21 protein-coding genes are annotated in these 24330 nt (G+C 66.4%); 7 read left to right on the top strand and 14 right to left on the bottom strand.

The window, feature by feature from the left end; genetic code table 11:
• Window position 1: 1 nt before the first annotated feature.
• Genes AC0L2L_RS07275 through AC0L2L_RS07255 form a run of 5 tightly spaced genes read right to left on the bottom strand, consistent with a single transcriptional unit; the run spans window position 2 to window position 5308 of the window.
• Window positions 2–1336 carry a dihydroorotase gene (locus tag AC0L2L_RS07275; RefSeq protein ID WP_473577181.1) on the bottom strand — a complete coding sequence of 445 codons (1335 nt, stop codon included), beginning with the start codon at window positions 1334–1336 and terminating at the stop codon, window positions 2–4.
• A gap of 3 nt (window positions 1337–1339) precedes the next feature.
• The gene (locus AC0L2L_RS07270; RefSeq protein ID WP_473577180.1) at window positions 1340–2272 is read right to left on the bottom strand and encodes a polysaccharide deacetylase family protein; all 933 of its coding nucleotides are present in this window, start codon (window positions 2270–2272) and stop codon (window positions 1340–1342) included.
• A gap of 28 nt (window positions 2273–2300) precedes the next feature.
• Window positions 2301–3323, bottom strand: coding sequence for an NAD-dependent epimerase/dehydratase family protein (locus tag AC0L2L_RS07265; protein ID WP_473577179.1), 1023 nt, complete (start codon window positions 3321–3323; stop codon window positions 2301–2303).
• A 27-nt stretch (window positions 3324–3350) separates the two neighbouring features.
• Entirely contained in the window at window positions 3351–4100 is a 750-nt protein-coding gene (locus AC0L2L_RS07260; protein ID WP_473577177.1) for an SDR family NAD(P)-dependent oxidoreductase, read from the bottom strand.
• A gap of 14 nt (window positions 4101–4114) precedes the next feature.
• The gene (locus AC0L2L_RS07255) at window positions 4115–5308 is read right to left on the bottom strand and encodes an MFS transporter (RefSeq protein WP_473577176.1); all 1194 of its coding nucleotides are present in this window, start codon (window positions 5306–5308) and stop codon (window positions 4115–4117) included.
• 295 nt (window positions 5309–5603) lie between these two features.
• Between AC0L2L_RS07255 and AC0L2L_RS07250 the strand changes: the two genes are divergently transcribed.
• The 7 genes from AC0L2L_RS07250 to AC0L2L_RS07220 are packed head-to-tail and all read left to right on the top strand — an operon-like array spanning window position 5604 to window position 12752.
• Window positions 5604–5954: a RidA family protein gene (locus tag AC0L2L_RS07250; protein WP_473577175.1), complete on the top strand. Its 351-nt coding sequence runs from the start codon at window positions 5604–5606 to the stop codon at window positions 5952–5954.
• Between the two features lie 38 nt (window positions 5955–5992).
• A complete protein-coding gene (gene hydA / locus AC0L2L_RS07245) occupies window positions 5993–7423 on the top strand; it encodes a dihydropyrimidinase (protein ID WP_473577174.1) in 1431 nt (476 codons plus the stop codon).
• A complete protein-coding gene (locus tag AC0L2L_RS07240) occupies window positions 7408–8322 on the top strand; it encodes a nitrilase-related carbon-nitrogen hydrolase (RefSeq protein WP_473577173.1) in 915 nt (304 codons plus the stop codon). The genes hydA and AC0L2L_RS07240 overlap by 16 nt, the downstream gene beginning before the upstream one ends.
• A gap of 47 nt (window positions 8323–8369) precedes the next feature.
• Complete coding sequence (locus AC0L2L_RS07235; RefSeq protein ID WP_473577171.1) at window positions 8370–9653, top strand: Coenzyme F420 hydrogenase/dehydrogenase, beta subunit C-terminal domain; 1284 nt, start codon at window positions 8370–8372, stop codon at window positions 9651–9653.
• Window positions 9650–10810, top strand: a complete 1161-nt coding sequence (locus AC0L2L_RS07230; protein ID WP_473577170.1) for an NAD(P)/FAD-dependent oxidoreductase — start codon at window positions 9650–9652, stop codon at window positions 10808–10810. Before AC0L2L_RS07235 ends, AC0L2L_RS07230 begins: the two co-directional genes overlap by 4 nt.
• Window positions 10807–12090 (top strand): hydantoinase/carbamoylase family amidase, encoded by a 1284-nt coding sequence (locus AC0L2L_RS07225; RefSeq protein ID WP_473577168.1) that lies wholly within the window; start codon window positions 10807–10809, stop codon window positions 12088–12090. The genes AC0L2L_RS07230 and AC0L2L_RS07225 overlap by 4 nt, the downstream gene beginning before the upstream one ends.
• Window positions 12087–12752 carry a cysteine hydrolase family protein gene (locus tag AC0L2L_RS07220; RefSeq protein ID WP_473577167.1) on the top strand — a complete coding sequence of 222 codons (666 nt, stop codon included), beginning with the start codon at window positions 12087–12089 and terminating at the stop codon, window positions 12750–12752. Before AC0L2L_RS07225 ends, AC0L2L_RS07220 begins: the two co-directional genes overlap by 4 nt.
• On the opposite strand, the gene AC0L2L_RS07215 is transcribed toward AC0L2L_RS07220, so the two are convergent.
• The 9 genes from AC0L2L_RS07215 to AC0L2L_RS07175 are packed head-to-tail and all read right to left on the bottom strand — an operon-like array spanning window position 12737 to window position 24048.
• The gene (locus AC0L2L_RS07215; RefSeq protein WP_473577164.1) at window positions 12737–14227 is read right to left on the bottom strand and encodes an N-acyl-D-amino-acid deacylase family protein; all 1491 of its coding nucleotides are present in this window, start codon (window positions 14225–14227) and stop codon (window positions 12737–12739) included. The genes AC0L2L_RS07220 and AC0L2L_RS07215 overlap by 16 nt on opposite strands.
• Before the next feature lie 12 nt (window positions 14228–14239).
• Window positions 14240–15781, bottom strand: coding sequence for a trimethylamine methyltransferase family protein (locus AC0L2L_RS07210; RefSeq protein WP_473577163.1), 1542 nt, complete (start codon window positions 15779–15781; stop codon window positions 14240–14242).
• Window positions 15782–15802: 21 nt separating this feature from the next.
• Window positions 15803–16771, bottom strand: a complete 969-nt coding sequence (locus AC0L2L_RS07205) for a D-2-hydroxyacid dehydrogenase (RefSeq protein ID WP_473577161.1) — start codon at window positions 16769–16771, stop codon at window positions 15803–15805.
• A gap of 7 nt (window positions 16772–16778) precedes the next feature.
• Window positions 16779–17687 carry a dihydrodipicolinate synthase family protein gene (locus AC0L2L_RS07200; RefSeq protein ID WP_473577159.1) on the bottom strand — a complete coding sequence of 303 codons (909 nt, stop codon included), beginning with the start codon at window positions 17685–17687 and terminating at the stop codon, window positions 16779–16781.
• Complete coding sequence (locus tag AC0L2L_RS07195) at window positions 17684–18277, bottom strand: hypothetical protein (protein ID WP_473577157.1); 594 nt, start codon at window positions 18275–18277, stop codon at window positions 17684–17686. Before AC0L2L_RS07195 ends, AC0L2L_RS07200 begins: the two co-directional genes overlap by 4 nt.
• Window positions 18278–21136, bottom strand: coding sequence for a 2Fe-2S iron-sulfur cluster-binding protein (locus tag AC0L2L_RS07190; protein WP_473577155.1), 2859 nt, complete (start codon window positions 21134–21136; stop codon window positions 18278–18280).
• Window positions 21133–21399, bottom strand: coding sequence for a sarcosine oxidase subunit delta (locus AC0L2L_RS07185; RefSeq protein WP_473577153.1), 267 nt, complete (start codon window positions 21397–21399; stop codon window positions 21133–21135). Before AC0L2L_RS07185 ends, AC0L2L_RS07190 begins: the two co-directional genes overlap by 4 nt.
• Window positions 21400–21401: 2 nt before the next feature.
• Window positions 21402–22643: an FAD-dependent oxidoreductase gene (locus AC0L2L_RS07180; RefSeq protein WP_473577151.1), complete on the bottom strand. Its 1242-nt coding sequence runs from the start codon at window positions 22641–22643 to the stop codon at window positions 21402–21404.
• Window positions 22644–22650: 7 nt separating this feature from the next.
• A complete protein-coding gene (locus AC0L2L_RS07175) occupies window positions 22651–24048 on the bottom strand; it encodes an MmgE/PrpD family protein (RefSeq protein ID WP_473577149.1) in 1398 nt (465 codons plus the stop codon).
• Window positions 24049–24330 lie beyond the last annotated feature (282 nt).

The following is a 24330-nucleotide window of genomic DNA, read 5'->3' as shown; positions in this document are numbered from 1 at the left end:
CTCAGCTCTCCCGGGTGACGATCTTTCCCTGCGCCGGACCGACCAGCCGGCCCTCGCGCACGATCTCGCGGCCGCGCAGGAAGGCACTGGTCAGCCGCGCTTTCACGGTCCAGCCGTCGAAAGGCGTATAGCCCGCTCGCGATACCTGATCGGCGTTGGCGATGGTGCCGGATTGGCGCGGGTCGAGGATGAGCAGATCGGCATCGTAGCCGGCGGCGATGCACCCTTTGCGCCGGCCGAGGCCGAAGCGCTCGGCCGGATTGCGGGCGCACATGCGCACCAGGTCGGACAGGGCGATGAGCCCTTCGTCGACCAGCTTCAGCATGGTCGGGAACAGCGTCTGCAATCCCGGCATGCCGCCTGGGATGTCGGCGAAAGCAGCATAAGTCGCCGCCTTCTCGGCCGGCGCATGCGGGGCGTGATCCGTGGCGACGACGTCGATCAGGCCTCCGCTCAGCGCGGCGCGCAGCGCGTCAACATCGTGCGGCGAGCGCAAGGGTGGCGAGGCCTTCAGATCGGCGCCTTGCGTCTCGTAGTCTTGCGCCGTGAAGAACAGGTTCTGCGGTGTGGTCTCGACGCTGGCATCGGCGATGCCGCGCAGCCGGCTCCAGGTCTCGACACCCAATTCGGAATTGATCTGGCGGATATGGATCCTTGCCTCGGTCGAGGCGGCGGCGACCAGCGCCCGTGCGATACCCACGGCTTCCGCCAGCGGCGGCCGGCTCGCCTGGAAGGCGGCGATGGTGCCGGAGCGATCACGCGCCGTGCTGCCGGTCAGGATCGATTGGTCGCCGGGCGAGATGCCGATCAGCGTATCGGCGCCGGCAAAAGCTTTCAGGGCCTCGGCGATAGTGTCGAGCGAGGCAAACAGGAAGGCGTCCGGGACGTCGGCGGTGAACAATTCGAACGACACCGGCGCGAGGTCGAGCAGGCGAGGGACAAGCGACAGGTCGCGGCCGACCACGGCCTGCAGGCCGACATCGACATGAATGCGACCCTGGGCAATCGCCATCTTGTCGGCGAGTTGCTGAGACGTGGCCGTCCACGGCTCATCGGTCGGCATGTCGAGCACCGTGGTCACGCCGCCAAGCGCGGCCGCATGCGTTCCGGAAGAAAAATCCTCCTTATGCGTCAGCCCGGGCTCGCGCAGATGCGCATGCGCATCGACCAGGCCGGGCAGCAGGAAGCTGCCGGAGGCGTCGACGATTGTCCTGGCTTCGGCGGCTTCGCCGGGTGTGATGAGTGCCGAGATCCTGCCCGCGGCAATGCCGATATCGCGGCGGCTTAGACCGTCGGCGTTCACCACCGTTCCGCCACGGATCAATGTTTCGAACATCTCTCAGCCGCGCTGCTCGAGGCGCGCATGGTTTTCGAGCCAGAAGCGGGCGATGTCCTGGCGGCGCATGAAGGCTGCGCCGTCGCTCTGCCGGACGTGCTCGATCACCTCGCGCAGCCCGGCAGCCCGGTTGGGCTGGCCCGTCCAGCGGGCGTGGATGCCGATGGTCAGCATGCGGCCACCGGTCTCGTCGGCTTCGCCGAGCATATAGTCGATGGCCGAGCGGCAGTCCTCGGCGAAGTCGCGCGGATTGCTGTAGCCCGGAGCCACCAGATAGCGGCTGTCGTTGAGCGTCTTGGAGTAGGGGACGACCAGGATCTCCGTGCCCCGGTGGTCGAGGAAATAAGGCAAATCGTCATTACAGGGATCGGAGTGATAGAGGAAACCGCCTTCCTCGACCAAAAGGTCGCGCGTGTTGACGCTCGGCAGCGAGCGGCAGTTCCAGCCCAGGGACCGCTTGCCCAGAAGTTTTTCATAGAGCGCGACCGCTTCCTGCAGCTGGCGTTCTTCCTCGCCGCGCGCCATGGTCGTGTAGTCGATCCAGCGCAGGCCGTGGCCGAGCAGGTCGTGCCGGCGGGTCTTCATCCATTCGACGAAGGGCGGGTTGCGCTCCAGCGCCACGGCGCAGGCGGAGATGGTGACGGGGATATCGTAGCGGTCGAACAGCCTGGCCAGGCGCCAGACGCCGGCGCGGCTGCCATATTCGAAATGCGTCTCGGTGCCGAGATCGCGCACCGGCGGGCTCGAGACAAGATTGTACTCGCCCCAATTGTCGTTGCGGCCGTCTTCCAGCCAGGAATATTCCGAGCCTTCCTCGTAGTTGAGCACGAGGTTGACGGCGAGCTTGACGCCGCCCGGCCAGACGACGAAGGGCGGATGCGGGCCGTAGCCGACGAAGTCACGCGGCTGCGGCGCCTGCTGCGGATCGGTCGGCATCGGTCGTCCTCCTTCGGCTTGATTTGGCTCAGGTTTCGTTGGCGGCGATCCAGTCCATATAGGCGTGGAAAGCCTCCTTGCCGGGGCGCGGCCGCCATGCTGTGTCGCGCAGGATGCGGGCGATGTCATAGGCGCCCCACATGCCGCCTTTCAGCGTCACATCCTGGACGATATTGGCGTTTTCTCCGGGCGTCACCTCGGCCTTCAGTCCCGGCACGCGTTCCCTTGCCCAGCCGATGATCTCGCCGATGGTCTGGCTGGAACCGGAGCCGATGTTGTAGTGGCGGTAATTGAGATGAGGCGCGTCGATCAGCGCGAGGATCGCGGCGGCAACGTCGGTCGAGGCGACATAGTCGCCGACGGGTTCCAGACTGTTCGGCCGGATCGTCTCGTTGGCCAAAGCCATATGCGCGATGCGGTTGGGAACATGGCGAAAATTGCGGCTCTCGGTGGCGCGATCCATCGGGCCGTAGACGGAAGCAAGCCGCACCGAGGTCGCCGACAGGCCGAATAGGTCGGCATAGCGGTTGGTGACCATCTCGGAGGCGAATTTCGAGATGCCATAGAGCGTAAGCGGCGCGACATAGCCGTCTTCCGGCAGCGGTTCGCCGCCCCAGTCCGGCCCGTTGTGGCGATAGACGGAACCGGAACTGACATAGATGAAGCGCTTGAGACGCGGCCTTGCGCGTGCCCAGTCCAGCATCCGCACGGTGCCCATGAGATTGACGTCGACGATGCGGGCCGGGTCTTCGGCCTCCGGCTGGCGTTTTGCCTCCGAGGCACTGCCGCGCGAGATCGGCGTGATCGTCGCGCCATGCACGATTGCCGTGATGCCTTGCTTGTCGAGCGTCGCGGACCAGGCCTTCGGGTCGAGGACATCGGCGGCGATCACGACGAGCCGATCGCGCACCGGAGCGAAATATCTTTCGGCCGCCGCGTCGAGGCCGGACCGGTCGAGGATCACGGCGCGGGCTTGCGGGTCGCGGTCCAGCCATGCGCGGGCAACCACGCTCATGACGAAGCCGGTACCGCCGGTGACGAGCAGCGTCATGCGCACTCCTTTGAAAGGGTTTCGGGCTCAGCGCGTCGCATAGCCGCCGTCCGCGAGCATGTCGGACCCGGTGACGAAGGATGCGTCGGACGACAGCAGGAAGGCCGCCGCCGCGGCGATCTCGTCGGGTTCGGCGATGCGGCCGAGCAGATGGGCAGGACCGAGGCCGGCATTGGCGGCTTCGAAATCGGCGAACCTGCGCAGCAGGCGTGTCGTCGCCACGGCGCCCGGCGAGAGGCTGTTGACGCGGACCTTCTCGGCGGCATGATCGACGGCCATCGCCTTGGCGAGGTGGATCAGGCCTGCCTTGGCGGCGCAATAGGCGACGGCCCTGGTGGTGGCGACGCGTCCGAATTGCGAGCCGATGAAGACGACCGAGCCGCCGCCACTGGCGGCGATCAGCGGCACGGCGAACTTGCTCATCAGGAAGGCGCCGGTCAGGCCGACATCGATCTCGTGCCGCCACGCGCTCTCGTCGAGGTCGACCACGGTCGCGCTGGTCGAGGGTGCTGCGGCATTGTGCACCAGGCCGTCGAGCCGGCCGAATTTCTGCCGGGCGAATTCGACGGCCGCTTCGGCGGAACCGATCTTCGTCACATCGCACTGGCAGGCGGTCGCGGAAGGGCCGAGCGCTTGGGCAAGCTCGGCCGCCGGCGCGAGATCGTAGTCGGCACAGACGACCCTTGCGCCTTCGGCAATGCAGCGGCGGGCGATGGCGGCGCCGATGCCGCTTGCCGCACCTGCGATCAGAATGACGGTGCCTTCGAGGCGGTTCATGGCTGCATCCACCATCAGGCTTGTTCCTCGATCGTCTGCATGGCCGTCGTGACTACCGGCCTGCGCAGGAGATTGTAGCAGGCGGCTAAAGTTACCAGCACGGCGCCGCCGCCGAGCAGCAGGAACATGGCCGGTGCACCCAAGTGCTCCATCAGGCCAGCGGAAATGCCGGGCGTCGCGACATTGCCGATCGAATAGAGCAGGAGCAGCGTGCCGGAGGCGCCGACCATATGCCGAGTGTGGAGCTGGGAGGCACCGAATGCCATAGCCACCGGATAGACCGTGAGGGCCGTGCAGCCGTAGAGGAAAAACAGCACGAAGAGCAGTGGCTCCGAGAGCTTGCCGACCCACGCGATCATAGCGCAGAGCGTCACGGACAAGACGCCTTGAACAAGCAGTATGATCCGCCGTTCAAATCTGTCCGACAGCCAGCCGACAGGTGTTTGCGCCAGCATGCCGGCGATGCTTACGGTGGTGACCAGCCCAACCGTCGTGCCCGCCGACAGCCCGATCTGGGTGCCGTAGATGGGCGTTAGCACGAAGATGTTCATGTTGGTGATTCCGCCCTGGAAGATGGCGACGACGGTTACCGGCGCCAGCCTGAACAGCGCCAGCGGGCCAAGTCGCTTGACCGGCCTCGCCATGCTTGCATGGTCAGGGTCGGCGGGCGCCGCCGGCAACGCCGGCCAGCTTCCCCCCGTGAACTTGGACGCGAGCGACAGCAGCACCGTCGCACCCGCGACCAGGAACAGATGCGGCGACTGCGGGCCGACCAACGCGACGAGAACTTGTCCGAGCAGCACCGCGATCGCCGTCGTCAGCATATAGATCGAAAACATCGCGCCGCGATTGTGGTGCTCGGCGTAGAGGTTGATCCAGCTTTCGCAGACGACGAATAGCGATGCCATCGCCAGGCCGCCCAACAGGCGGAAGCAGATCCAGCTCGGCAGGAAGTCGGTGAAGACGAAACCGGAAGCCGAGATCAGCGCGAGCACCAGGATCACCACGAAGGTTCGCTCGTGACCGTACTGAGCGACTGCCGGGCGGGTGACCAGGCATCCGATGAGGAACCCCACGGGATAGGCGGTCAGCACGATCTGCACGACTTCGGGTGAAACGCCTGGCCTGCCGAGATGCAGCGATACGGCGGTGGTCAGCATGGCGCTGCCGATGCAGGCCAGGCAGATGCCGACCATGATCGGCAGCATGGCACGAGACCGCTCTGCATTTTGCCAGAGCCGCGCCGCGGATTGAGCGATCGACCTCATGGATGCGGCTGCGGCGGCTCCCCTGGCGGCACCGTTGACCGACGGCAGCCGTGGCAGAAGCTACACTTTGCCGTAGTTGCCACAAACGAAGATTGACGCGGCTATGGCTATAATTTTTTTGGCCATGCCGGTGAAGGAAAGCGGCCTCTCGGCGCCTGCCGGGCTTTACAGTGGTTTTGCACGCTCCTTACCATAGGCAAAAGCCAAGACCTGGGAACCAGCGGAAGGGAACAGCATGACGATCGAACGCCTCGAAAACGGGCCGCGCTTCTGCCGGGTGCTCCGCTACAACGGAACCGTCTATGTGGCGGGCCTGACCGCGGATGACCTTTCCGGCGACACCGCCAGCCAGACGAAGCAGATCCTGGCCAAGATCGACGCGCTTCTCGCCAAGGCCGGCAGCGACAAGTCGAAGCTGTTGAGCGCGCAGATATGGCTGAGGGACATCGCCGATTTCGAGATGATGAACACGGCCTGGGACGCGTGGATCGACAGGAGCGCAATGCCGGTGCGCGCCACGGTGGAAGCGCGGCTTGCCGGCGACCAGTATCGCGTCGAGATCATGGTGACGGCGGCTGTCGGCTGAGCCGGCCGGCGAGGGCATCCGAATGGATGGGCGGGTCCATGCATGAGCTGGTGATCAAGGGCGGGCGCGTGGCGCTAGACGAAGGTTGGGCCGAATGCGATATCGGCGTCGGCGACGGTCGCATTGCCGCCATCGGCAAGGGCTTCTCCGGCGAGACGTTGCTCGACGCCGGCGGCCGCTGGGTGATGCCCGGCGGCATCGATGCGCATTGCCATCTTGACCAGCCGGTCTGGGGCGGGGCGGGCAATGCCGACGATTTCCAGTCAGGCACGATCTCCGCCGCCTTCGGCGGCACGACCTGCATCGTCCCGTTCGGCATGCCTGGACAGGACATGACGACCATCGGCGCCATCGATCGCGCGCTCGATCGCGCGGCGGGACGCGCCGTGATCGACTACGGACTGCATGCCGTGGTCACCATGGGCACCGGCGCGGATGTCGAGGCTCAGCTTGCCGCGCTTGCCGGGCGCGGCATCGCCTCCGTCAAGCTGTTCATGACCTATCAGGGTTTTGCGGTCGACGACGACCTGTTCTTCAAGGTTCTCGATGCCGCGAGGCGCCTTGGCTGGATCGTCATGGTCCATGCCGAGAACGATGCCGCCATCCGGCGCACGCGGCAGCGGCTCATCGATCTCGGCCGAACCGATATCCGCTATCATGTCGTCGCTCATAGCGAGACGATGGAGCGCGAGGCCACCCATCGGGCGCTGGCCTTTGCCGAGATGACCGGCGCGCGCATGACCATTGTGCACGTCTCGTCCTGGCAATCGGCGGAGGAAGTGGCGCGGGCGCGGACGCGCGGCGTCGACGCGGTGGCCGAGACCTGCCCGCAATATCTTTTCGTCGGTTCAGCGGACCTCGACCGGCCGGGAAAGGACGCGGCGCGCTTCGTCTTTTCGCCGCCGCCGCGCTCGCCGCGCAGCCACGAGCATCTGTGGCAAGAACTGATCAATGGTGGCATCGATCTCTGGTCGTCCGACCATTCGCCATACTATTTCGCCGACAAGATCGGTGGCTCCGAAACACCCGGTTTCACCACGACGCTGAGCGGCATTCCCGGCATCGAGACACGATTGCCGCTGCTGTTTTCGGAAGGCCTGCTCACCGGCCGGCTGACGCTCGAGCGCTACCTCGACCTCACCTCGCGCAATGCCGCCGCGATCTACGGGTTTGCCGATCGCAAGGGCAGCATCAAGGTCGGGCTCGATGCGGACCTGGCGCTGTGGGACCCGACGGCGCGCTGGACGCTTGGGCACCAGGCGCTGCATTCACGCGTCGATTTCACGCCCTATGAGGGCAGGAGCGTCACCGGCAGGCCCACCGCCGTCCTGGTACGCGGCGTGCCGGTGGTCGCCGACGGCAAGCTGCAGGCAGACCCCGGGTTCGGGCGTTTTGTGGCGCGGACCGCCGCCGATCCGGCGCATCTCAGAAAACCAGTCGAGGATTGGACACCATGGCTCGATGCCTGACCATCGCCGTTTGCCAGACCGGGCCGATCCAGCGCAGCGCCACGCGCGCCGAGACGGTCGGGCGCCTGGTGCATCTCCTGGAGAAGGCCGCGGCTGCCGGCGCCGAGATCGCCGTGTTTCCGGAAATGGCGCTGACAACCTTCTTCCCGCGTTGGCGCATCGACGACCAGGCCGAGATCGACGCGTTCTTCGAAGCCTCGATGCCGGGGCCTGAGACGCAGCGTCTCTACGATGCCGCCGCGCGGCTGAAAGTTGGCTTCGCGCTGGGCTATTGTGAGCTCACGCATGAAGAGGGCCGCACGCGCCATTTCAACACGATGGATCTGGTCGGGCCCGACGGCGTCTTCATCGGCCGCTATCGCAAGATGCATGTGCCGGGCTCGAGCGAGCCGGAGGCGGGCACCACCACGCATCTCGAACGCCGCTATTTCGAGCCAGGCAATCTCGGATTCCCGGTCTTCGACTATCGCGGCGTTCGCGTGGGCCTCGCCATCTGCAACGATCGCCGCTGGCCGGAAACCTATCGCATGCTCTGCCTCAACGGCGCCGAGGTCGCGTTGCTCGGCTACAACACGCCGCTGCTGCTCGACGAGGCGCCGGCGCTGGCGCATCTCAGGATGTTCCACAACCATCTGCCGATGCAGGCCGGCGCCTACCAGAATACGCTCTGGGTCGCCGCCGCGGCCAAGGCCGGGCTGGAAGACGGACAGGCGCTGATCGGCGGCTCCTGCATCATCGCGCCGACCGGCGAGATTGCCGCGCAGGCGATGTCGCTGGACGACGAGGTCATCGTCCAGCGCGCCGATCTCGACTTGATTGAGGTTTGCCGGAAGGTGAATTTCAACTTCGCGCTCTATCGCCGCCCCGACCAGTACCGGCGCATCTCGGATCCGGCCTGAGATCGACATAGATGGGCTCGATCGAAACCAGTCATAGCCGAGGCAGGATGCCGTTCTCGACCGATCCTCTGTCGCTCAGCGAAATCGTCGAGAACGGCCTTTGCATCGGCTGTGGCCTTTGCCGCTCGATCGCCGGTCCTGGCGACGTCGAGATGGTGATGACGCCCGAAGGGCGCGAGCGGCCGGTGGCGAGGCAAGTATTGGACAAGCCGACACTGGCGAAGATCAACGCCGTCTGCCCCGGAACGCGCATCGCCGGTCCGCCGGTCGCGCAGATGAATGAAGCCGCGTCAACGGATACTGTCTGGGGACTCGTCGAACGGCTTGTGCTCGGCTCCGCGGGAGATCCCACGGTGCGGTTTGTCGGCTCCGGTGGCGGGACGCTGACGGCGCTCGGGCAATTCCTGCTCAACTCGGGACGCGTCAAGTTCGTGCTGCATGTCGCCGCATCGCAATCCATGCCAATGCGCACGGAACGCCGGCTGAGCTTCGATGCCGCTTCGGTGCTCGAGGGCGCCGGCTCGCGCTATGGCCCGGCGGCGACCCTGGTGGATTTCAACGACATCCTCGACCGCGGCGAGCCATTCGCGCTGATCGCCAAGCCTTGCGACATCACCGCCGTGCGCGGCTTTGCGCGGCTCGACCGGCGTGTCGACGAGCACATGCGCTATGCGCTCGCCTTCGTCTGCGGCGGCGCTTCGGACCTGACGAAGTCGGAGCAGGTGCTGCAGCGTTTCGGATTGAGCGAGAACGAACTGGCGCTGTTCCGCTATCGGGGCCACGGCAACCCCGGGCTCAACCGGATCGAGACCAAAGACGGCCGCGCCTTCGAGATCAGCTACCGGCAGCTGTGGGAAGACGAGGACAAGTGGATGATCCAGCCGCGCTGCAAGATCTGCCCCGACGCGATCGGCCAGGTGGCGGATATCGCGGTGTCGGATTCCTGGCTGAATGGCGGGCCGGCGGTCGAGGACGAGGCGCTCAACGGCATCATCGTGCGGACCAAGCGCGGGCTGGAGCTTTTTAATGCCGCGGTCGAAGCCGGCGTGCTGGAGATCAAGCGCAACACCGACATTGCGGAAATCAGCGAATTGCAGTCGCACCAGGTGCGCAAGCGGCGCGCCGTCTGGGCGCGGCTGAAGGGCATGGAGATCGCCGGCAAGCCGGTGCCGGCCGTCACCGACCTCGCATTGCGCGATTGCGCCTCGCAGAATTCGTTGGCCGAGAATCTGGCTGAAGGGCGGGGCGCACGCGACCGCGCGCGGCGCGGGCGGCTGGGCGAGCCGCCTGCCGTGCCGCGCGCAACAGTTTTGAAGGATCGCCATCCATGAGCGAGCAGACCGACGTGATCATCATCGGCGGTGGCATGGCTGGCGCCGGCGCAGCTTTCGAGATTTCGCGCGGCAGAAAGGTCGTGCTGCTCGAACGGGAGAGCCACTGCGGCTACCACACCACCGGCCGCTCGGCGGCGAGCTTTACCGAAAACTATGGCAATGGCGTCATCCGCCGGATCGTGCTCGCAAGCCGGGCGTTTCTCACCGAGCCGCCACCGGGTTTTTCCGATTATCCGCTGCTCAGCAAACGCGGCATGATCACGGTGGCGCGCGCCGATCAGCTCGACCTGTTGCGTGAGGACCTCGAGGCCGCGCAGGCTCTGGTTCCCTCGATCGTCGCGATGACGCCGGACGAGGCGATCGCGCGCGTGCCGGTGCTGCGCCGGGACTATCTCGCCGGCGCCTATATCGAACCGCATTCGATGGATATCGACGTCAACGGCCTGCATCAGGGTTTTTTGCGCGGCGCGCGAGCGCGCGGCGCACGCATCGTCACCGATGCCGGCGTCCGAGTCATCGGCAGGCATGGCGGCCAATGGCGCATCGAAACGGAAGCGGGGACATTCCTTGCGCCGCTGATCGTCAATGCGGCCGGCGCCTGGGGCGACGAGATCGCGCTGATGGCGGGCGTGCGCCCGGTCGGTCTTGAGCCCAAGCGCCGCACCGCCTTCAACATTCCAGCGCCGGCCGGGCTCGATATCGCCGATTGGCCGCTGGTCAACGATGTCGGCGCGGAATTCTATTTCAAGCCGGATGCCGGGCAGCTGTTCGTGTCGCCGTCGGATGCGACGCCGTCGGTGCCGATGGATGCCTATGCCGAAGATATCGATGTGGCGATCGGCGCCGAACGTCTGGAACGGGCGACCACGATCGAGGTGCAGCGCGTGTCGCGTTCCTGGGCAGGCTTGCGGACCTTCGTCGCCGACGGCTCGCCGGTGGTCGGGCCCGATGACGAGTTTCAAGATTTCGTCTGGCTGGTCGGGCAGGGCGGCTACGGCATCAAGACCTCGCCGGCGCTGTCGCGCGTCTGCGCCAGTCTGATCGCGGGCACTGGTCTGCCGGACGATGTAGCAAGGCAGGGCGTATCGCTTGCCGAACTCACGCCGCATAGGCTGCGTAATGCCGAGCATCAATCCAGGCAGGTTGCCTCGTGAGCAACCCGGCAATGACTGCCGGCGGCAGGTTGGCGGGACGCGTCCTGTATGCGCTCGCTGACGCCACGACCGACGCGCCGGGCATCACGCGCGTCGCTTACGGACCCGGCGAACGCTTTGCCCATGATCTTATGCGCAATGAGGGGGAAAAGCTCGGCGCCGTCGCGCGCGCCGATGCCGCCGGCAATCTCTATTTGACGCTCAAAGGCAGCCGTCCGGACCTGCCGGCGATCGTCATCGGCTCGCATCTCGACAGCGTGGCGCATGGTGGCAATTTCGATGGCGCCGCCGGCGTCGTGGCGGGCCTGGCGGTGATGGCCGAGCTGGCCGGGCAAAATATCCAACTGCCGCGCGACCTTATCGTGCTCGCTACACGCGCCGAGGAAGCGGTCTGGTTTCCGCTGTCTTATCCGGGCAGCCAGGCGGCGCTCGGCCTGCTGGAGCCGCAGGCGCTCGAAGCGAAACGGTCCGACAGCGGCCGCACGCTTGCCGAGCACATGCGCGAGGAAGGTTTTGACCCCGATGCCGTGCGACGCGGCGTGCCCGGCATCGACCCAGGCCGGATCGCGGCTTTCGTCGAAGTGCATATCGAGCAGGGACCGCGCTTGGTCGCCGCCGGAGCGCCGGTCGGTATCGTCACCGGGATCGCAGGCGGGTTCCGCCATGTCGATGCCAAATGCCTTGGCGCCTATGCCCATTCCGGCGCCGAGCCGCGCTTTGCCCGGCACGACAGCGTGCTCGGCTTTGCCGATCTGGTCGCGGGTCTCGAGGCGGAGTGGGACGCGCTCGAACGCGAAGGACACGAGGCCACCATCACCTTCGGCCGCGTGCAGTCCGATCCCACCCAGCATGGCGGCAGCAGGGTCCTGGGTGAGCTCGGTTTCACGCTCGATGTGCGCAGCGCCGAAGCCGCCGTCCTGGAACGCATAGAGGCAAGACTCCATGCGATTTTCGCCGAGGTTGGCGCCAAGCGCGGTGTCACCTTCGCGCCAGGGCCGCGCTTCACCTGGGAGCCGGCGACCATGTCTGCGGCTTTGACCGCGAGGCTGGATCGCGCCGCCACTGCATTGCAATTGCGGGCGCCGCATGTGCCGAGCGGGGCGGGCCACGACGCAGCCACGTTCGCTGGCGCCGGCATCCCGACCGCCATGCTCTTCGTGCGCAACGAGAACGGCAGCCACAACCCGCATGAGAGCATGGAGATCGGCGACCTCGATCAGGCGATCCGGCTGCTCCTGCGTTTCGTCATCGATTTCGACAACCCACCGGATCAGCCATGAATCTTGCCGCGACCGCCTTGCTCGTCATCGACCTGCAGAACGAATACCGCCCCGGTGCGGCGTGGCCGGTCGTCGGCTATGACGCGGTGCTCGCCAACGCCGCCGCGCTGATCGATGCCGCGCGCAAGGCGGGCGTGCCGGTCATCCATGCTCAGGCCTGGGTGAAGCCGGAGGAACGCGACGGCTATGCACGGCAGGAAGATATCCTGACCGAGGAATTCCGCTCCGCCGTGGCGGGCAGCAACGGCGCCGCGATCTGCGCCGAGGTGGCGGCGCTGCCGGGCGACATCGTCATCCACAAGCACTGGCCAAGCGCCTTTCGCCGGACCGATCTTTCGCAGCGGCTCGCGGCGCTCGGCATCGGGAACCTCATCGTCGCCGGGGTGCTTACCGACAGCTGCGTGACCGAGAGCGTGTTCGACGCGGTCTACCAGGGCTTTCGCGTCTGGCTGGTCAAGGAAGCCTGCGGCAGCATGACGGAGGCCATGCATCGCACCGGCATGCTCGACATGGCGAACCGGCTCTATGGCGGCGGCGTCTTGCGTTTGCCGCAGGCATTGAAGGCGCTCGCCGGCCAGCCCTTCGACGGGTGGCGCTGCACGCGGCCGGTGGAGTTCGCCTACGCGCTGGAGACCGTCGACCGCATCTACGAGGCGCTGTGATCGGCGCCGCAGCCGTATGCGCCTCTGACGATCGCCCTTGAAGCGGATGGCTTGAGGACCGCGCCCGGCAGCGCTCCGGTCGCCCTGCCGCCGCGCCAGACCGATACGCCGTTGACGAAGACATGCTCGATGCCGGCGGCGGGGCGTCGTGGCTCCTCGAAGGTGGCCGTGTCGATGATCGTCTCGGGATCGAAGACGACGAGGTCGGCGAAATTGCCTTCAGCCAACGTCCCGCGCTGCTGGATGCCAAACTCGCGTGCTGGCAGCCCCGTCATGCGGAACACGGCGTCCTCCAGAGTGAGCAACCCGATGTCGCGCGCGTAGTGCCCGAGCACGCGCGGAAACGTGCCCCAGAGCCGCGGATGCGGATGGATGTCGTGCGGCAGGCCGTCCGAACCGATCATGGTGCGCGGATGCGCGATGATGTTGCGGACATCGGTCTCGTCGAGCTGGAAATAGACCGCGCCCGCCGGCAGCAGGCGCTCGCCCGCGTCGCGCTCGGTGCAGTTCCATTCCCGGGCGATGTCAGCGATCTCGCGCCTCGCCATCTCCGGATGCGGATCGGACCAGGTGACGAGGATCTTCAAGCCGGTGTCGCAGCGCTCCAGCCGCAGCACCGTCGAGCTCGCGGCATAGGGATAGACGTCCATGCCGATGTCCATCGTCTCGCGCGCCCGGTCGATCCTATGCAGCGAGGGGCGGCTCTTGCCGAAATTGGCGCGGCCGGTGCACTGGTGATGCGAGATGAAAAGCTTGCCGCCGGCATGATCGGCGATGTCGATCGCTTCCTCGATCGCCTCGTCCATGGTCTCGAAATAGTTGCGCGTGTGGGTGACATAGGGACCGCCGAGGCCTGCCGCCGTGGCGGCCAGTGCCTTGACCTCTTCGGTCGAGGAATTGACCGCCGGAGGATAGTCGAGGCCGGTGCTGAGTCCGAACGCGCCTTCGGCCATCGCCTCGGCGACGGCCTCCTGCATCAACACCGTTTCCGCTTCGTTGGCGGGACGATCGGTCACCGGCATGCAGCGCTGGCGCAAAGTGGTGTGGCCGACGAGCAGGGCGGCGTTGGTGGCGATGCCGCGCCGCTTCAGCTCAGCGACATAGTCGGCAAAACGGTCGAACCGGAAACTCTCCCGGCCTCCGACCAATGTGAAGGGTGGCGGCGGCGTCCTGTCCAGAAGCAGCGGCGCGAGGCTTACACCGCAATTGCCGGCAATCACCGTCGTCACGCCCTGGCTGACCTTCGGGTCCATGCCGCGCGGCGCCAGCAGCGCGCCGTCGTCATGGGTGTGTACGTCGATGAAGCCGGGCGCGACCACCTTGCCCTTTGCATCGATTTCCTCGACGCCTTGCGCATCGTCCAGCCGACCGATCGCCGCGATCCTGTCGCCGGCGACGGCAATGTCGGCGTCGAAGGGCTTCGAGCCGTCACCGGTGATCAGCGTCGCGTGGCGGATAATGAGATCATAGGGCATAAGGCGGCTTTCCTAGGTTTCCGGATTGGCGGCGATCTCCTCGCGACGGCGCGTGACGTAAGCGTCGAGCTCCTCGCGGACCGCGGGGTCCATGGCCGGTTCCTCGTAATCGTGCAGCGCCTGCTGCCAGAGTTCGGTCGCCCTTTCCAAGGCGTCCTTGCCGCCGGCTTCCTGCCAGGCGCCGTGGTTCTGCCAGTTGGACAGCATCGGCTGGTAGAAGGCTGTGGTGTAACGAGACATGGTGTGCTCGGCGCCGAAGAAATGGCCGCCGGCCGGCACCGACTTGATGGCCTCGAAGCCGAGATCGTCCTCCTGGAACGGCAATGGCCGCAGGAACTCCATCATGTTCTGCAGGATTTCGACGTCCAGCACGAGCTTTTCATAGGACGCCGTCAGCCCGCCCTCCAACCAGCCGGCCGCATGATAGATCAGGTTGGCGCCGCCAAGCACTGCGCCCCATGTCGCCATCTCGGTCTCGTAGGCGGCCTGCAGGTCGACGACGTTGGAGGCATTCGCATTGGAGGTGCGGTAGGGCAGGTTGTAGCGCCGCGCCAATTGCCCGGCGATGATGTTGGCCTTGGCGTTTTCCGGCGTGCCGAAGGCCGGCGCGCCCGACTTCATGTCGACGTTGGAGGTGAAGGCGCCGTACATCACCGGGGTGCCGGGGTTGACGAGCTGGGTCAGCACCACGCCGAACAGCGCTTCCGCGTTCTGCTGGCAAAGTGCGGCGGCAAGCGTCACCGGCGTCATCGCGCCCATCAGCGTGAAGGGCGTCACCGTCACCGGCTGACCGTGCTCTGCCATCGCGATCAGGCCTTCCGCCATCGCGTCGTCGAACAGGCGCGGCGAGTTGATCGAGATGATCGTCGTCACGCCTGGCGATTCCCGCATCTCCTCGACGCTGATGCCGCGCGCGATCGCCATCATGTTGATCCCGTCCATGGCCCTGGCGCGGCCGATAGCGGTGCAATGGAAAGAGAGGTCGCTGAGCGTCAGATTGGCATAGTAGGTGTCGAGATGGCGCGCATTGGCCGGCAGCTCCATCGGCGCCACCACCTGATTGCCGATGATGTGGATGGCGTTGAAGTGATGCGCCAGCCGGATGAAGTTCTGGTAGTCGGGAAGATTGCCCTGGCGGCGGCCATTGATGCGGTCATGCACGTTGGGCGGCCCGGCGACCAGGCCGAAAACCAGTGAATTGTCGCCAATATGGACCTGCTTTTCCGGATTGCGGCTGGTCAGCGTGAAGGATGATGGAACCGCGCGCAGGGCCTCCGTGACGATGCTTTCGTCGACGCGGATGATCCGCTCCTCGCGATCGACAATGGCGCCGGCCGCGGCGAACAGGTCCATCACCCTTTCGCTCATGACGCGAATGCCGAGTTCCGACAGGATGCGCATGGAGGTCTTGTGCAGTTGCTCCATGCGCTCTTCGTCGAGCAACTGCATGGGCGGGTAGGGATTCTTGACGCTCTGCCACGGCAGCTGCGCGATGCCGCCACCGGCGCGTCCGAGCTTCGATCTGCGGCCACCGCCGCGCCTGTCCTGTGACATCGGACTACTCCCTCCCGGCCTTCAATAGCCGCGTTCCGGATTGACCACATTCTCCAGCGGCTGGCCTTTGCGGTAGCGCGCCAGATTGTCGGCGAACATGCGCACCGACTTGATGTCCCAGCCGTCGTAGACTGCCGCGCAATGCGGCGTGACGGCGACGTTGTCGTAGCCCCAGAGCGGATGCTCCGGCGGCAATGGCTCGGTCGCGAAGACATCGAGTGCCGCGCCCTTGATCCTCCCCATGTCGAGCGCACTCAGCAATGCGGCTTCCTCGACGACGCCGCCGCGCGAAATGTCGATGACGACGGCGGACGGTTTCATCGCGGCAAAGGCCGCATCGCCAAGCAGGCCGCGCGTGGTGGGCAACAGAGGCACGCAGCAGACGATGAAATCGGCGCGGCCGATCAATGCCAGCAGCGCGTCGGGGCCGTGCACCTCATCGAGCGACGGCATCGGCTTCGGCCGCGCGCGGATGCCGAGCGTGCGCATGCCCATCGCCTGCGCGCGGCGCGCGACGGCCTCTCCGGTCTTGCCGAGGCCGACGATTAGGACAGTCTTGCCCTCGATCGGCTCGACACGGCCGCCGCCCCATTGGCGAGCCTGCTGCCGTCGCTCGAAGCCGCGCAGGTCGAGCGAGAAGGAGAGCATGGCGCCGAGCGCATATTCGGCCAGCATGCCGGCGGCGACGCCGGCCGAATTCGTGACCGTCACATGCGCCGGATCCCATCGCCCGAGATGATCGGTGCCGGAGCCGCCGATCGACACCCATTTCACCGTCGGGCTCTCGGTGAGGGCCCGGCGCGGATAGCGCGGCGTGCCGTCGAAGCGGATCGAATAGACCACTTCCGCGGCGGTCCGCTCGATCAAAGCGGGAAGGCCGGCATAGGTATCGCAGGCATGCACTTCGAGGTCCGGATGCGTCTCGGCGAGCACGGCAAGCGCGCCGGCCGGTTTGTCGGTGTGGAGGATGACTGTTGGACGCGCCGACATCGCGACCTCAATTACGGCCGATATGATCGGCGGCGCTGCCGAGCATGGCAAGCAGCGCCTGCCCGCTTTCCAGCGTCACATTCTCATGCGGCGCGCGCAGGTTCAGCCAGCGCCAGTCGCCGGACTTGACCGCGAGCACCGCCTTCATCGCCGGGATCAGCCCGGCATCCTGGATCACCTTCCGGAACGCCTTGATGGCGGCATCCGCCTCGGCGAAGTCCTCGCCTTTCAGTACTGCATCATAGAGGCGGCGGATGGCGGCGGCGTTAAGGTTGACCGTCGCAGAGATGCAGCCGGCTGCGCCGCTCGCGAGACCCTTGGTGAGTTGCGCCTCTGAGCTCGGGAAGACCGCGATGTCGGGCGCGGCGGCGATGACGGCGGCGGTGTTGTTCCAGTCGCCGGCGCTGTCCTTATAGGCGACGACGGTTTCCGGAAACGCCTTGCTCAGCCTGGCCGTGAGCGCGGGACTGACCGGCACGCCGGAGTTCTGCGGGATGTGGTAGAGGATCACGCGCATCGAAGGTCTTGCTACCTTCTCGATCAGTTCACTGAAGTAGCGCGCCTGGCCGTTGTCGCCGGCGCCGGTGTAGAAGAAGGACGGCAGCACCATGACCGCGGCGCAGCCGAGGCTGACGGCGTGCGCCGACAGCTCGACTGTTTCAGGAAGCGCGGTGACGCCGGTGCCGGGCATCAGCCGGTTCGGCGTGATGCCGGCCTCGACCAGCCACTCCAGCGCCTGCATGCGTTCGCGCAAGGAAACCGACAACGCTTCGCCCGTCGTGCCGAATGGCGACAGGAAATGCGCGCCCTGGCCGAGCACCCATTTGGCGTGGGATATCCAGAGATCGCGCGCGATGCGGCCGTCGTCTTCGAACGGCGTCAAGATGGGGGCGATGGTTCCTTGCGGGCGGGTCATGGATGTCCTCTATGCTGGTCTGTGTGGCCGGCCATCGCCGCGACGGCGCGGGCGAAGCAGGCCGAAGCGGTGATGTCGAAGAGTATGTCGAAACCCGCCGGCGAACGGAACGTCACCGCTTCGATATGGCCGACGCGGGTCTGCGCGATACCGTCGGCGCCGAATTTTTGGGGCCTCAGGTCCAGCGCGCAAAGGCCGTTCATCGCTTGGGCAAGGCGAGGACCGGAAAGTCGCATCCATGCCCAGCCTTCCTCACGCCATGACGAGTAACCTTTAGGCGCGGCCGCGGCTTGCCAGGCGGCTTTGACTTCGGCGAGCGTCTCGCCATCGCCCTCGGCGAGAAGCAGGATGTCCTCGTTGCCGAGGCGAAGAACCCGCATGCCGCGGTGGTCGCCGATGCGATTGACGGCCGGCAGCGTGACACCTTGCGCGGTAAGCCAGGCGGCGCTGCCGCCACCCTTCAGGCCGAAACGCGGGCTGTGCGTAAGGTCGCTCAGCGCGACCGTACCGGAAATCAGCTTCGTGCCATCGGCGGCGCCGCTGGGCATGAAGGGATAGACGCGGGTTGCGGTGCCGGCGGAAGCGGCCATCTAGATCTCCTGCCGGGCATTGGTCGGGTCGAAGAAGGCGTGGGCGACGACCGGGGCCTCGACCAACTCGCCGTTGCGGCACTTCACCGTCACGCGGCTGCCTTCGGCCTGGTCGTCGACATGGACATAGGCCAGCGCGATGTGATGCCCAAGCGACGGCGAGTATCCGATCGACGTGACCTGGCCGACAGGTGCGCCGCCGCGCAGCACGAGGCAGCTTTCGCCAGGGATGTTCGCGGCGCCGGCGGGGAATTTCAGGCCGACGAGCTTGCGGGCCTGGCCGAGCCTTGCGCGCATCTCGATGGAGCGCTTGCCGACGAAGAATGGCTTCTTCCTCGAGACCGCCCAGCCGAAGCCCAGTTCGTCGGGCGTGGTGATCGCATCGGTGTCCTGGCCGATGAGGATGTGGCCTTTCTCCAGGCGCAATATGCGGGACGCTTCCAGACCATAAGGCCGCAGGCCGTGCGGTCTGCCCGCCGCTATCACCGCATCCCAAAGGCCAGGCGCCAGGCTCGAAGGACAATGCAGTTCGTAGCTCAGTTCGCCGGTGAAACCGATGCGCATCACCCGCACCGGCACACCGGCGACGGTGCCGTCGCGGCCGCTGAGATAGGGGAAGGCTTCGCGGCTGAAATCAATGTCGCTGTCCAGCGCCTCCAGCACCTGGCGCGCTCTGGGTCCGGTGACGTTCAGGCCGCAGAACGCGCCGGTGAGGTTGAGCACGTCGACCTTCAGGCGCCACTCGGCATTCCAGAACAGCATGTCGGCATAGACGCGTGCGACGGCGCCGGTGGTCGCGGTGACATAGAACTGGTCCTGCGCCATCCGGTAGGCGACGCCATCGTCGATCACCGAGCCCATCTCGTTGAGCATCAGGCAATAGCGGACGCGGCCGACGGGCTGGTTGGCATGCGCCATCGTGTAGAGGCGGTCGAGAAATTCACCGGCGTCCGGCCCACGGATCTCCAGCTTGCCCAGCGTCGAGACGTCGAGCAGGCCGACGCCTTCGCGCACGGCAAGGATCTCCTCGCGGACTGCTTCCTGCGCGCTGCTTGCATCGCCGTAGAAATAGGGCCGCCACCAGGCGCCGACCGGCTTCATCGCGGCGTTCAGCGCGAGGTGCCTCGCATGCAGCGCGGTACGGCGCTCCAGAACTTCGTGGTGGCCGGCGAGCACGCCGAGCGTCTCCGGCCCGACGGGAGGACGCGCCGTGGTGATGCCGATTTGGCCAACAGTCCTGCCGGTCGCCTCGGCGACGATCCGGGCGGTCGCCAGGGCCGAATGGCGACCCTGGCTCGGACCCATGCCGACGGTGGTGAAGCGCTTGACCAGCTCGATCTCGCGGTAGCCCTCCTTGGTCGCGTTCTGCAGGTCCTTGACCTGCAGGTCCTCGTCGAAGTCCACGAAATCGCGTCCCTTGGGATCGGCGACGATCGGCTGCACATAGCGTGGCCGTGCGCTCTTGGGGCTGGTCGTCGAAGGCCCGTCCGCAATCGCGTGGCCGAGCCGCGAAAGTGCGGCCGCCGCCGCGCGCTTGCCGCTGGCGATTGCGTCCTGCAAGTCGTCCGTTCCGGCAACGGCGCCGGCGAGATGGACGGGACCTTTGGGAAGCGTGATCGTCATCGTTTCGCCGGCGGCATCGTAGCCGACCTTGCCGCCGGCCTGGCACGGCAACTGCCACGCCGGCGCCTGGCCGATCGAAACGGCCAGCAGGTCGCAGGCGATCCAGCTTCCGCCGACACGCACTCGGGCGAGGTGGCGATTTCCGGCCGTGCCTTCCGCTGCCTCGATGATCGAGCCTTTCCAAATGGCGATGCCCCTGCCGCGGAGCTCGGCATCGAGCGGACCGGTCTCGCCGACCGCTCTTGGATCGATAAGCTGCACGACCGATACGCCAGCATCCAGCAAATCGAGCGCCGTCCGGTAGCCGTCGTCATTGGCGGCCAGCACCACGGCGCTCTGACCGGGCCGCACGCCATAGTGGCGGACTAGGCGCTGGGCGGCGCCGCCGAGCATGATCCCGGGCAGGTCGTTGTTGCGGAAGACGGCCGGCTGCTCGATGGCGCCGGTCGCCAGGATCACCTCCCGGGCGCGGGTCCGGTGAAGCCGGTTGCCCTCGATCAACGGCAGCCAATTATCCTCGTACCAGCCATTGCAGACAGTGCCGGTCAGCAGCCTCAGATTGGGCAGCGCCTCGAGCCGCGACGACAGGCCGGAGAGCATCGCCGGATCATAGCGGCCATAGCTCAGCGAGCCGCCGATCTCGGGGTTCTCGTCGCACAGCACCACATCGGCGCCGGCCTCGGCGGCGGCAATCGCGGCGCTTAGTCCCGCCGGGCCGGCGCCGACGACGAGCACGTCGCAATGCAGGTGCGTCTTGTCGAAATGCCGGTGCGGAGCCATGGTGTCTACGACGCCCAGGCCTGCCTTGCGGCGGATGATCGGCTCCCAGAATTTCAGCCAGCTGTCGCGGCGCGGACCCATGAAGGCGCGGTAGTAGAAGCCGACCGGCAGGAAGCGGCCGAACCTGTCCATGATTGCATCGCGGTCGCGCTCGAGCGAGCCGTTGACGTTCTGCGCGCTGACCCGCAGCCCTTCGCTGATCGGCGTGCGGTCGGCGGCGGCGTTCGGTTCGGACGGCAGTTGCACCAGCGCGTTGGCGTCGGCTCCGGTCATAGACAGGATGCCGCGCGGGCGATGATATTTGAACGAACGCGACAGCACCCATTGGCCGGACGCGGCGAGCGCGCTGGCGATGTTGTCGCCGGCATAGCCTTCGAAAGGCTTGCCCTCGAAGGTGAAGCGAATAGGGCGGCTTCGATCGATCCGGCTTCCGAAAGGGGCAGGCAGCCGGTTCATGCGCGGTCCCGCTGTTCGGAAGCGTCGAAGGTGCGGATGATCTCGTTGCTGACGAGATCGCGTTCGGCAAGGAAGAAGTAATTGCTCGGCACGTGCCGCCACCACTCGACCACGACGCCCCGGCGGTTCTCGGCGCGGAACAGGTGGCGCGACCATTCCGTGTCGGCGGTTGCGTTCGGATCAAGCCTCGCGCGCACCGGCCCGAAGGACTGGAACTCGTCGATGTTGCGCGGGCCGTTCATTGGGCAGGTGAGCAGTTTCATGGCTAATGGCTCGCTGCGGTCGCGCCCATTTCATTGAGCAGCCTGAAGGTTTCGAACCGCTCCAATGCAAATGGTTTCAGGATGTCGGGCACGCGGCCATCGGCGATGGTCTGCGCCATGCGTTTTCCGGCGACGGGCGTCGCCTTGAAGCCCCAGGTACCCCAGCCGCAGTCGAGCCAGAGATTGGCGAGCGGGCTCGCGCCCATGATCGGGCTGTAGTCCGGCGTCATGTCGGTGATGCCGGCCCATTGCCTGAGCAGCCGCACGCCCTGCAGGAAGGGGAAGAGGTGGACGGCGCCTTCCGCGAGGTGCTCCTTCATGTCGAGCGTCGAACGCGTCGAATAGAGCTGGTAGGGATCGGAGCCGCCGCCGATGACGACCTCGCCACGCGAGGACTGCACGAGATAGGTGTGCAGCGACACCGACGAGACCAGCGTGTGTAGCCACGGCTTCAAGGGCTGGGTCACCATCGCCTGTAGCGGGTAGCAGCGGATGGGAAGCTCGACGCCGGCCATCAGCGCAACGTCGTAGTTCATGCCGCCGGTTGCGATCAGCACCTGGCCGCAAGCGACGCGGCCCCTGTTGGTTTTGACGGCCTGGACCCGGTCGCCGACGACCTCGAAGCCTTGCACCTCGGTGCGCTGGTGGATCTCGACGCCGCGCCGCGACGCCTGGGCGGCATAGCCCCAGGCTACAGCGTCGTGCCGCGCCGTTCCGCCGTCGGCATGCCAGAGCCCGCCGAGGATTTCGAGCGAGCCGCCATAGTCCATATTCAGAAGCGGGCAGAGCTCCTCGACACCCTTCTGGTCGACGACCTCGGTGCGCGTGCCCATGTGCTTGCCCATTTCGGCGCGCATATGGAAGCTGCGCATCGTCGCCTCGGTATGCGCGAGGGTGAGCTGGCCGCGCTGCGAGAACATGACGTTGAAATCGAGTTCTTGCGACAGTCGCTCGAACAGCTCGACGCCTTCCTTGTAGAAGGCGATGCCTTCCGGCGTGATGTAATTGGAGCGGATGGTGGTGGTGTTGCGCGCCGTGTTGCCGCCGGCGAGGTAGCCTTTCTCCAGCACCGCAACGCTGTCTATGCCATGGTATTTGGCAAGATGGTGCGCGCAGGACAGTCCATGCCCGCCGCCGCCGATGATGACGACGTCGTAGGCCGGCTTCAACTCGGGCGTGGCGGGAATGTCGCCGCTGACCGGATAGTCGCTGCTGAGACCGTATTTCAGAAGCCTGAGGGGCATTGCGCGCTCAGCTCAAAGCTTTGGGAGGATCGCAGAGCAGCGCCGAGAGATCGGAGAAGCGGCTGTCGCGGTCGTCGAGCGAGAGTACCGCGTCGCGGATCGCCGCAGCGCGGTCGGGTCCGAGCACGGGTGCCGCGAACTCCATGTATTTGGCCTCGACGTCCTGCTTAGTCATTGGCGCTTCCGGTCCGCCGCGCGCATGCACGTCGCCCGACGCCAGCACGCGTCCATCGTTGGTGGTGATCACGACGTCGGCCCAGCGGCCGGCTGGGAAGCGGGCGCTGTGGCGCTCGGTTTCGGTTACCGCGATGCGGGTGAGCATCACAGCGACCGCGGCATCCTTGAGCCCGCAGCCGGAAATATGCTCCAGCCCAATGCGCCCATGGATGATGAAGGTCGCGACGGCGAAGCGCAGGCTGTATTGCGCCTTCGAGGTCGTGTCCGGCATGCCGTCGAACAGTGTCGCCGCATAGTGGAAGCTGTTGACCCGGACATTCGCGATGTCGGACGGGCCAAGGTTGTGCGCCAGGCAGAGACCGCGCACCGCGTCGATCGCCGCGTGCGCCCAGCGGCAGATCGGATAGGGTTTTACGTATTGGTGCAGCGACTGCCAGAACACGCCGAGATCCTGCCAGTGTGTCGCAACGTCCGGCGCCTCGACCGTGATTGCCGGCGCACCGGTGAAGCCGCGTTCGGCCAGCACGGCCGCCGAAAGACCGACGAGGGCGCCGGGGCCGGAGCCGTCATGCAGCATCGTCGGCGTGGCGATCTCGCGCATCATCTGGCTGCGCGGGCCGTGGTATTCGGCAATGCCGAGCGCCTCGCGCAATTGCGTTTCGTCGAGCCGCCGCAGGCGTGCCGCCACCGCGGCGACGCCCAACGCGTTCCAGGCGCCCGAGGTGTGGTAGTCGCTCACCGTCGCATGCAAGGCGATGCCGGCCCGGCCGGCGACTTCGTAGCCGACGATCAGAGAGGCTAGCGCCTCCGGCCCGCTAAGGTCGGGCCTCGCTTCCGCGAGCGCGGCAAGCGCCGGCACCACCGCGACGCCGATATGACCCTTGGTGGGGCTGTACCCGTCATGGCCGTCGAGGTTGTCGATTTGCGTGGCAACCGCGTAGGCCGCGCCGGCAATGCTGGCACGACGCCCGTCGAACAGCATGCGGGCCGCGTATTGCGGATCGCTCGAGCCATAAAGCAGCACGGCGGCGTCGCGGGCGATCCGGCCTGCCTCCATCGGTCCGGCCGCGACGGCGATGCCGAGCGTGTCGAGCAGAAGGTAACGTGCCTGTTCCAGCACCGGCTGGGGGAAGACCGAAGCCGGGCGCCGCAGCACGAAATCGGCAAGGCGGGTGAATGTATCGGAACTGACGACAGGCCCCTCACGCCGGTATGACGGCACAGCCACGCGCTTATCTCCCCTGTCTCTCCACAACATCAATAAATTGGGTTCATCGCGCAAGCACGCGATTAGTTCGGCGGCTTTGGCCAAAAATATCGATGCCATGTCGCCTGTCTGTGATTGAACCGCCGGTCGCCCATGCGATAGCTATGCGAATGCTGGTGGGGGGGGGGGGGGGGGGGGAGAAAAAAAAACCACCCCCCCGCGGGGGGGGGGCGGCGGGCGGGGCCGCCCGGCGCGGGGGGGGGGGGGGGGGGGGGGGGGGGGGGGGGGGGAGGGCAGGAGATT

Source organism: Mesorhizobium sp. WSM4832, assembly GCF_055811115.1.
The sequence above is the reverse complement of the archived record's forward strand: the minus strand, read 5'-3'. Positions and strand labels throughout refer to the sequence as shown.

Bases quoted from the DNA above. Each gene is read 5' to 3' on its own strand.
- AC0L2L_RS07205 (WP_473577161.1), bottom strand. From the start codon at position 16,771: ATGTCGGCGCGTCCAACAGTCATCCTCCACACCGACAAACCGGCCGGC.
- AC0L2L_RS07235 (WP_473577171.1), top strand. From the start codon at position 8,370: ATGCCGTTCTCGACCGATCCTCTGTCGCTCAGCGAAATCGTCGAGAAC.
- AC0L2L_RS07215 (WP_473577164.1), bottom strand. From the start codon at position 14,227: ATGCCCTATGATCTCATTATCCGCCACGCGACGCTGATCACCGGTGAC.
- AC0L2L_RS07265 (WP_473577179.1), bottom strand. From the start codon at position 3,323: ATGACGCTGCTCGTCACCGGCGGTACCGGCTTCGTCATGAGCGTGGTT.
- AC0L2L_RS07195 (WP_473577157.1), bottom strand. From the start codon at position 18,277: ATGGCCGCTTCCGCCGGCACCGCAACCCGCGTCTATCCCTTCATGCCC.
- AC0L2L_RS07275 (WP_473577181.1), bottom strand. From the start codon at position 1,336: ATGTTCGAAACATTGATCCGTGGCGGAACGGTGGTGAACGCCGACGGT.
- AC0L2L_RS07200 (WP_473577159.1), bottom strand. From the start codon at position 17,687: ATGACCCGCCCGCAAGGAACCATCGCCCCCATCTTGACGCCGTTCGAA.
- AC0L2L_RS07240 (WP_473577173.1), top strand. From the start codon at position 7,408: ATGGCTCGATGCCTGACCATCGCCGTTTGCCAGACCGGGCCGATCCAG.
- AC0L2L_RS07255 (WP_473577176.1), bottom strand. From the start codon at position 5,308: ATGCTGCCGATCATGGTCGGCATCTGCCTGGCCTGCATCGGCAGCGCC.
- AC0L2L_RS07230 (WP_473577170.1), top strand. From the start codon at position 9,650: ATGAGCGAGCAGACCGACGTGATCATCATCGGCGGTGGCATGGCTGGC.
- AC0L2L_RS07190 (WP_473577155.1), bottom strand. From the start codon at position 21,136: ATGAACCGGCTGCCTGCCCCTTTCGGAAGCCGGATCGATCGAAGCCGC.
- AC0L2L_RS07220 (WP_473577167.1), top strand. From the start codon at position 12,087: ATGAATCTTGCCGCGACCGCCTTGCTCGTCATCGACCTGCAGAACGAA.
- AC0L2L_RS07210 (WP_473577163.1), bottom strand. From the start codon at position 15,781: ATGTCACAGGACAGGCGCGGCGGTGGCCGCAGATCGAAGCTCGGACGC.
- AC0L2L_RS07180 (WP_473577151.1), bottom strand. From the start codon at position 22,643: ATGCCCCTCAGGCTTCTGAAATACGGTCTCAGCAGCGACTATCCGGTC.
- AC0L2L_RS07185 (WP_473577153.1), bottom strand. From the start codon at position 21,399: ATGAAACTGCTCACCTGCCCAATGAACGGCCCGCGCAACATCGACGAG.
- AC0L2L_RS07260 (WP_473577177.1), bottom strand. From the start codon at position 4,100: ATGAACCGCCTCGAAGGCACCGTCATTCTGATCGCAGGTGCGGCAAGC.
- AC0L2L_RS07270 (WP_473577180.1), bottom strand. From the start codon at position 2,272: ATGCCGACCGATCCGCAGCAGGCGCCGCAGCCGCGTGACTTCGTCGGC.
- hydA (WP_473577174.1), top strand. From the start codon at position 5,993: ATGCATGAGCTGGTGATCAAGGGCGGGCGCGTGGCGCTAGACGAAGGT.
- AC0L2L_RS07250 (WP_473577175.1), top strand. From the start codon at position 5,604: ATGACGATCGAACGCCTCGAAAACGGGCCGCGCTTCTGCCGGGTGCTC.